Annotated in this window: 8 protein-coding genes and 2 pseudogenes; 2 read left to right on the top strand and 8 right to left on the bottom strand. The window is 58.6% G+C overall.

Annotated elements, in window-relative coordinates; all coding sequences use genetic code 11:
* Positions 1-162: 162 nt before the first annotated feature.
* Complete coding sequence (locus PMI23_RS21680; protein WP_007915665.1) at positions 163-750, top strand: LysE family translocator; 588 nt, start codon at positions 163-165, stop codon at positions 748-750.
* A gap of 121 nt (positions 751-871) precedes the next feature.
* On the opposite strand, the gene PMI23_RS21685 is transcribed toward PMI23_RS21680, so the two are convergent.
* From PMI23_RS21685 to PMI23_RS21705, 5 genes are all read right to left on the bottom strand, one after another.
* Positions 872-1,180, bottom strand: a complete 309-nt coding sequence (locus tag PMI23_RS21685) for an antibiotic biosynthesis monooxygenase family protein (protein ID WP_007910622.1) — start codon at positions 1,178-1,180, stop codon at positions 872-874.
* 22 nt (positions 1,181-1,202) lie between these two features.
* A complete protein-coding gene (locus tag PMI23_RS21690) occupies positions 1,203-2,186 on the bottom strand; it encodes a zinc-dependent alcohol dehydrogenase family protein (RefSeq protein ID WP_007910620.1) in 984 nt (327 codons plus the stop codon).
* Between the two features lie 61 nt (positions 2,187-2,247).
* Positions 2,248-2,550 (bottom strand): ArsR/SmtB family transcription factor, encoded by a 303-nt coding sequence (locus PMI23_RS21695; protein WP_007910618.1) that lies wholly within the window; start codon positions 2,548-2,550, stop codon positions 2,248-2,250.
* Between the two features lie 185 nt (positions 2,551-2,735).
* Positions 2,736-3,569 (bottom strand): AraC family transcriptional regulator, encoded by an 834-nt coding sequence (locus PMI23_RS21700; protein ID WP_007910616.1) that lies wholly within the window; start codon positions 3,567-3,569, stop codon positions 2,736-2,738.
* Positions 3,570-3,604: 35 nt separating this feature from the next.
* Positions 3,605-4,108, bottom strand: coding sequence for a VOC family protein (locus PMI23_RS21705; RefSeq protein ID WP_007910614.1), 504 nt, complete (start codon positions 4,106-4,108; stop codon positions 3,605-3,607).
* Between the two features lie 131 nt (positions 4,109-4,239).
* On the opposite strand from PMI23_RS21705, the pseudogene PMI23_RS21710 reads away from it, so the two are divergent.
* Positions 4,240-4,431 (top strand): annotated as a pseudogene (locus PMI23_RS21710) (hypothetical protein); the annotation flags it as partial.
* 345 nt (positions 4,432-4,776) lie between these two features.
* Here the strand turns inward: PMI23_RS21710 and PMI23_RS21715 are convergent.
* The 3 genes and pseudogenes from PMI23_RS21715 to PMI23_RS21725 all read right to left on the bottom strand — a co-directional run bounded on the left by PMI23_RS21715 (position 4,777) and on the right by PMI23_RS21725 (position 6,832).
* Positions 4,777-5,445 carry a class I SAM-dependent methyltransferase gene (locus tag PMI23_RS21715; protein ID WP_007910612.1) on the bottom strand — a complete coding sequence of 223 codons (669 nt, stop codon included), beginning with the start codon at positions 5,443-5,445 and terminating at the stop codon, positions 4,777-4,779.
* A 130-nt stretch (positions 5,446-5,575) separates the two neighbouring features.
* Positions 5,576-6,175, bottom strand: a pseudogene (locus PMI23_RS21720) (carboxymuconolactone decarboxylase family protein); the annotation flags it as partial.
* Positions 6,176-6,466: 291 nt separating this feature from the next.
* The gene (locus PMI23_RS21725) at positions 6,467-6,832 is read right to left on the bottom strand and encodes a DUF6124 family protein (protein WP_007950123.1); all 366 of its coding nucleotides are present in this window, start codon (positions 6,830-6,832) and stop codon (positions 6,467-6,469) included.
* Positions 6,833-7,118 lie beyond the last annotated feature (286 nt).

Genomic DNA, 7,118 nt, shown 5'->3' on the forward strand with positions numbered 1-7,118 from the left:
GACGCTCTGCGTTCGGCTCTGAAGGGGACGCGGAGCGTCCCGGGCTACATTCCCACGCAGAGCGTGGGAACGATCAGGATCACAGGGGCATTTTCTTCAATACCGGGGATCGGGTGCTGGTTAGGGTGAGCACCTTGTTCCTCGATTTGAAGCAGGTGTGCGATGAGTCTGATTGTTTCCATGGCGGCGTTTGCGCTGGCGGCGTCCATCACGCCGGGGCCGGTGAATATTGTCGCGTTGAGTTCCGGGGCGCAGTTCGGTTTTCGCGCCAGTCAGCGGCATGTTGCCGGTGCCACGTTGGGGTTTGTGTTGCTGCTGGTGCTGATGGGGCTGGGCTTGCATGAGGTGCTCAAGCTTTGGCCGTTCATGACTCGGGTGGTGCAACTGGCCGGCGTGGCGTTTCTGCTGTTCATGGCGTGGAAACTGGCCGTGGATGATGGACAGTTGAACGCCAAGGATTCCGGGCGGGCGCCATCTATGCTGTACGGCGCGGTGATGCAATGGCTCAACCCGAAAGCCTGGCTGGCCTGCGTCGCGGGCATGGGCGCGTTTGTCGCCGATGGCGAGGCGCGGCTGGTGTGGCAGTTTGCGGCGGTGTATCTGGTGATCTGTTATCTGTCGGTCGGCTGCTGGGCGTATGCCGGGACGTTTTTGCGTGGGTATCTGGGCAACGCGGCGGGGATGCGCTGGTTCAATCGGAGCATGGCGGGGTTGTTGGCGCTGAGTGCTATCTACCTGCTGCTACCGTAAACCCTGTAGGAGTGAGCCTGCTCGCGATAGCGATGTATCAGTCAATATAGATGTCGACTGATACGCCGCTATCGCGAGCAGGCTCACTCCTACAATGAATCGCGGTGTAGCCGAGAGATTATTAGTCGAACGGCTGCTGAAAGGCGCCGCCCTCAATGTGATACACCTTCGGCTCTTCGGAAAAATAATCCTCCAGCCCCAGCATGAAAACCCGATGGTCCTCACTTGCTTCAAACCCCGGCGTGTGATCCTCAAGGGATTGCCAGCGCACAATCAGATTGAACACCTCCGGTGTTTCGATTCCTGGCGCGAGCAGGTGGCCGCAATAACCCTTGGCGCGTTTGAGCAACGGCTCGACCTCGGTAAACGCATGCCGAAACGCCGCAGTTTGTTCTGTGTGAACGGGCAGTAAAGCGATCTCATAAATCATGATGTTCTCCTCGGGACTGAGTTCAGCGATTGGCGAGTTCGGGCGACGGCACGACAGCAATCGCAATTTTCCCTTGAACGCCGTTGTTGGGCGTTTCCAGTCGGGCATGGGCGAGGCCAATGTCGGCCAGCGGATAGACCGCGCCGACGTGCGGGCGCAACTGACCGTTGGCGATCAATGCGCTCAACTCATCGAGTTTGCCGCGATTCTGTCGGGTGAAAACGAAGTGATAGCTGGCGTTCTTGCCCCAGGCCTGAATCAGGTTTTGCGGCTGGGCAAGGTCTACGATCGATACCACGCGGCCCAGTTGTGCGAGGGCGTCGGGGCTGCGCGCCAGGGTGTTGCCGCCGATGGTGTCGAAGACGACATCGACGCCACGACCCTCGGTTTCGCGCAGGATCGCGGCGACATAATCTTCCTTTTCGTAATCGATCAGCACATCGGCGCCCATCTGCCTGGCGAACTCGAAATTGCCTTCACGCACAGTGGTGAAGACCTTCGCGCCGATGGCTTTGGCCAGCTGAATCGCGACATGACCAACGCCGCCCGCGCCGCCGTGGATCAGAATGCTCTCGCCGACTCTGAGCGTTGCCCGCACGACCAGCGCTTCCCACGCCGTGCCGCCAACCAGACTCAGGCTCGCCGCTTCAAGATGGCTCAGTGTGGGCGGCTTCTTGCCGACAATGTTTTCGGCCGCGACGTGGTACTCGGCATAACTGCCTGGACCGTCGAAAATCTGCGGGGTGTACCAGACTTCGTCACCCGGCATGAACGCTGTCACCCCCGGGCCGACCGCTTCGATAACGCCAGAGACGTCGTGCCCGGTGATGGCTGGCAGGGGCACCAGATCGGCATAGTCGCCACGGCGCACCTGATAATCCAGCGGATTGATGGAGGTGGCGTGCACCCGGACCAGCACTTCTCCCGCGTGTGGCACTGGTTTGGGAACTTCACAAAGTTCGAACGATTGCGCGCCGCCAAATGAAGTAAGGATCATCGCTTTCATTGCATTTCCTCGTTTCGGTAAAAAGGGATATCGGGAATTCTCGATATCTTGGGGCAAAAAATTACAGCTCGCTGCCGATGATCTCGGCCAGCGCACTGATCGCTGCTTCGTTACGTTTGTAATAAGTCCACTGCCCAATGCGCCTGACCTCGACCAGGCCTGCGCGTTGCAGCGTCGCCAGGTAATCGGACACCGTCGACTGCGACAGCCCGACGCCTTCCTGAATACTGCTGACGCAAACGCCCACCGTGTGCACGTCACCTTCATCCTGGGGAGGAAAGTGCTTCTCGGGATCCTTCAGGCCTTTGAGGATTTCCAGGCGTGTGCGGTTCGAGAGGGCTTTGAAGATTTCGAGTAGGTCCATGCTGCGAAGATATCGGAATTTACCGATATGTCAATATCTGAATGTGTTGGCAGCGATTGATCGTTCCCATGCTCCGCGTGGGAATGCCTCATCGGACGCTCTGCGTCCGGCTCTGGAAGGGACGCGGAGCGTCCCGGGCTACGTTCCCCACGCAGAGCGCGGGAACGATCAATCGGGGCAAACCATCAGCCGCGATATTGGCCGGGCGTTGCCGCCAAATGCTGCTTGAACGCTCGCTGAAAATGCGCCTGATCGGCAAACCCGGCTTCCAGCGCCACATCCGCGATCAACTGCCCGCTGCGCAAACGCTCGCGGGCGAACTGGATGCGCTGGTTGACCACAAAGGCGTGGGGCGTCATGCCGTAATGCTGTTTGAAGGCGCGGATCAGGTACGAAGGCGACAGTTGTGCCGCCGTGCAGATGTCGTCGAGGTTCAGCAGCTCGGTACAGTGTTCGCGGATGAAATCGGCCGCGCGTTCCAGCTTGAAATTGGGTTCGCGCAGCGAGGGGCCGGCGGGATTCAACCGCAGTTGCAGGTCGCTGAAAAACTCCACCGCAGCGCTTTGTTTGCGCAGTACGTCCTGCTGTTCGTCGACCAATGTTTCATAAAATCCATTCAGGTCGTTGAACAGCGCGGTGTCGTCGAGATGAGTAGTGGAGAAACGCCGAAACTCAAGATTACTGGCGAACCCCAACTGATGCTGCAAATCCGTCAGCCAGGGCGTTTCGACGTACAGCATCACATACGACCAGGGCTGATCATCGATCGGATTGCACGCATGCACATCGCCGGGATTCATCAGCACCACGGTGCCTGCCGCGACTTCGAACTGCGCCTGCTCATGCACATAGGTGCTGCGACCGGCGGTGATCGCGCCAATGGAAAAGTGCGCGTGGGAATGGCGCGCATAGCAGACCTCGCGGCCATCGGCGATGGCCCGCGCTTCAATGAACGGCAGCGCCGCGTCACGCCAGAAACGCGGGGCTTTTTCAGGGTTTTTGGCGGCAGCGTGTTTCATCGTTGTTATTCCCGGCAGGCCAGCGCGCCAGTGTATTAGCTCTGGCCGGCAAAGGCGCGTTCGAGTTCGGCAATGTCGAGTTTTTTCATCGTGAACATCGCCTGCATCGCTCGCTGCGATTTGCTGGTGTCGGCATCCAGCATCATGTGCATAAAGGCCACCGGCACGATCTGCCATGACACCCCAAATTTGTCCTTGAGCCAGCCGCATTGCTGGGCTTCGACCGGGCCACCCTCGGACAGGTTACCCCAGAAATGGTCGACTTCTTCCTGATTCTGGCAGTTGACCTGAAACGAGATCGCCTCGCTGAATTTGAACATCGGCCCACCGTTGAGGCCGCTGAAGGTCTGGCCATCGAGTTCGAAACTGACGGTCATCACCGCACCTTCCGGCTTGCCGTGAAATTCCTGACCGACCTTGCTGTAGTGGGTCAGGCCGGTGATTTTCGAATGATCGAAGATCGAGCAATAGAACTTCGCAGCGGCTTCGGCCTGATCGTCGAACCACAGGCAGGGCGTGAGTTTCTGAAAGCGTTGCATGGCAGTCATCCTCGGCAGGTTAGACACGCTGGATTAACAGCGTAGTCAGTCCTTGGTCGATTGCCGGTGCCGTAGATCGACAAGTTAGCGGGCGTCAGATCGTAGTCATAACGACTAGAGATTGAGTCAAATTGACCGGCATCTACGGCGCTTATCTCTACAACGACCAGATGCCGATTGCGCTGCTGGTGGCGATGCACGCCCTGACCATCCTCGGCCCAACCCTGATCAAGATCGGCTACGTCATGCGCCTGCTGGCGCAGCACCGCATCCGTGGTCCCGAAACCACTGTGGGAGCTTGCCTGCAAGCGATTGCGGTCTGATATTCAACATTGATGTCGCCTGAAATACCGTCATCGCGAGCAGGCTCACTCCCACAGGTTTGTATGGTGGTCGCAAATTCCTGGCACACCCAAAACCACTGTGGGAGCTGGCTTGCCAGCGATTGCGGTCTGATATTCAACATTGATGTCGCCTGAAATACCGTCATCGCGAGCAGGCTCACTCCCACCGGTTTGTATGGTGGTCACAAATTCCTGGCACACCCAAACCACTGTGGGAGCTGGCTTGCCAGCGATGAGGCCAGCACCTTCAACATCAATGTTGACTGACCCGACGCCATCGCTGGTAAGCCAGCTCCCACAATGATTGATGGTGTTTCTGAAATCTCAGCGGCGCTCGGCAACCATCAGCAACGACTGCGGCACTGGACTTTGCGGATGCTGTGGCTCCTGCAAACCGGCCAATTGGAACCCGGCCATGTCCAGCGCATTCAGCCAACTCGACAACGTGCGGAAATACCACGGCATCGGCTGCCACTGACCTTTGAATCCCGCGAACGATTCTTCGCGCCAGCCATCCTGATAATCGCCTGCCGCGACAGACCATGGATGCAGTGTCTGAATGACCACAACACCTGTGGGAACAAGCAAGGCATTCATCGCGGCAAGCAGCGGAATTATGTCTTGATGCAGTAGCGAGAAATTCGCGCACACCAGGTTGTAGTCACGACCGATATCGACCTTGCCATCGACCAGCGCTTCGTAACTCGCAACATGCACCCGCGCCGCCCCCGCCAGACGCGCCGCCTCGATCAGCCGCGCATCGCCATCCACACCGACAGCTTCAATCCCGCGATCCGCCAGCGCCCGCAACAACCAGCCTTCGCCGCAACCCAGATCAAGTACGCGCTGCGGTTGGCGGCCCATGATCGCCAGCACAATCGCCTGATCGGTAACCTGCTGACGGCTTTCAATGGCGCCGCTGCGGATCGCTTCGATCCAGGCATCAGCGTTGGCATGCCAGCTCTGCAAAAGGCTGGATTCGGGGGAGGGCATGGCGGTGTCCCGACTTTTGAAAACCACAGTATGGACGCTGAACGCGGGCAAGGGCTTGTAGATCAGCGCATTCACCACAACCCCGAACGCCGATTTTCTTTAAGACATCGATATCAGGTCCATTTTCAGGTCATTTTTTCGAAGCCGCCAAAACCTCCTTGAGCGCTGCATTCGCACGTTCGGCAGTCTGCGCATCCTCGTGTTTTTTCAACTGCTCAGTGACCTCGCCCAACTGTGCCGCGCTGAGCCCGACGCGCAAGCTTGCCGCCATATGCGCGCGCAGTTGCGGTTCCACGCCCGGCGTCGCTGCCAGCGCTCCGACAGTGGCCAGTTCACGGCTTTGCCAGTCGAGGTTGTCGCGCTCGAATATGTCGCCGAACAGGTGGGTTTGCAAAAACTGGTTAATCACTGGGGCGAACTCGAACACCGGGCCTTTGACCGGAGCGCCCGAGATTTTCGTTTGATTCGCGGTGCCGGCGGCCAGCAGTTCATCCCCGACTGGAATCGCCTGGCTCGGCTCACGCCCTGGCGCATCTTCGATGCCGCGTTGTTGGCGCGCCTGCACCACGGTCATGAGCTCATTCAAGGCATTGAGGCTGCGCGGGAAGCCCACATAGGCGTAGAGCTGCACGAGAATTTCCCGGGTTTCGCTGATCGTCAGGCCAGCGTCCAGTCCTTGGTTGAGGGCCGCGTTGAGGTTGGGCATGTCGCTGGTCGCCATGAACGCAGCAAAGGCTCCGTCCACTGCGATTCTGCGATTCTCTGGGTATCCGTGGTCGGGCCATAACCACGGCTCAGGCCCATGCAGCCAAAGCCGAGGGCGGATACTTCGAGTGAACGGATGCCGAGTGTGTACTTGTGCATGTCGATCTCCCATTGGGCGTGGGGAGAAGACTAAGCGAGGTGACTGGTGAGGACTAGACGGGTAAATCGGGATGGCTTGATGAGTTCTGCTCATCAATCTGCGGGAGGCGGCAAAGCGAAAGTGAGGGTGTGACCCCTCACTCAGTCCGTCTGTTGACTACTGCGGGATGCGCAGCTTATCCAGCAGTCGATTGACCAACAGTTCGTTGAGCATGATCACCTGTTGCAGCGCCAGCAACGGTTTGCGCTCCGGGCCGCCGATTGAGTTGGCGATGTTGCCGGCCATGGCGTGGGCGTAGGAAAGCGACTCACAGGCTTCGACCAACAGGGTTTCTTCATCCAGAGTGGGGTCGACCAGATAGACCGGGCGAAATGGAGGCGAGCTTGGTGGAGCACCCAGTGCTTCGGGTCGCAGGTAGTAGTCGAGGGCGCGGTCGGTGGCTTCTTTGACCTTTTGCGGGTCAAGCGCGGGGTCGTGAGGGATTGGATCGGTGGGCGGTGGATTTGGCGTGATCTTGAACATAGATAAAGCTCCAATTTGAAAAAATGGGAGCCATCACCCTCGCTACCAAACGGCGGGTGGCGGCCATGCGCGGGTTGGTAGACCGGTCAAATTGGGTAACCCGGCGCTCACGGATGAGCCCCACGCATGCCCACCATTCAAAGCCATACCTCAAAAAAAGGAGACAGCATCGACGGTGTCGCAACAACGACAATTTAAAGCGGGCTACCAAACCCGATCACTGTTTTGCAGTGACAGGCAAACGATATAGCCCGGCCCATAGCCGTGTAAGCCGGCGGATTCTGGC

The organism is Pseudomonas sp. GM24, assembly GCF_000282235.1.
Taxonomy (GTDB): Bacteria; Pseudomonadota; Gammaproteobacteria; order Pseudomonadales; family Pseudomonadaceae; genus Aquipseudomonas.

What these genes read in the sequence shown, in the direction of transcription:
- PMI23_RS21680 (WP_007915665.1), top strand. Translation starts at nt 163, where the DNA reads ATGAGTCTGATTGTTTCCATGGCGGCGTTTGCGCTGGCGGCGTCCATC.
- PMI23_RS21685 (WP_007910622.1), bottom strand. Translation starts at nt 1,180, where the DNA reads ATGATTTATGAGATCGCTTTACTGCCCGTTCACACAGAACAAACTGCG.
- PMI23_RS21690 (WP_007910620.1), bottom strand. Translation starts at nt 2,186, where the DNA reads ATGAAAGCGATGATCCTTACTTCATTTGGCGGCGCGCAATCGTTCGAA.
- PMI23_RS21695 (WP_007910618.1), bottom strand. Translation starts at nt 2,550, where the DNA reads ATGGACCTACTCGAAATCTTCAAAGCCCTCTCGAACCGCACACGCCTG.
- PMI23_RS21700 (WP_007910616.1), bottom strand. Translation starts at nt 3,569, where the DNA reads ATGAAACACGCTGCCGCCAAAAACCCTGAAAAAGCCCCGCGTTTCTGG.
- PMI23_RS21705 (WP_007910614.1), bottom strand. Translation starts at nt 4,108, where the DNA reads ATGCAACGCTTTCAGAAACTCACGCCCTGCCTGTGGTTCGACGATCAG.
- PMI23_RS21715 (WP_007910612.1), bottom strand. Translation starts at nt 5,445, where the DNA reads ATGCCCTCCCCCGAATCCAGCCTTTTGCAGAGCTGGCATGCCAACGCT.
- PMI23_RS21725 (WP_007950123.1), bottom strand. Translation starts at nt 6,832, where the DNA reads ATGTTCAAGATCACGCCAAATCCACCGCCCACCGATCCAATCCCTCAC.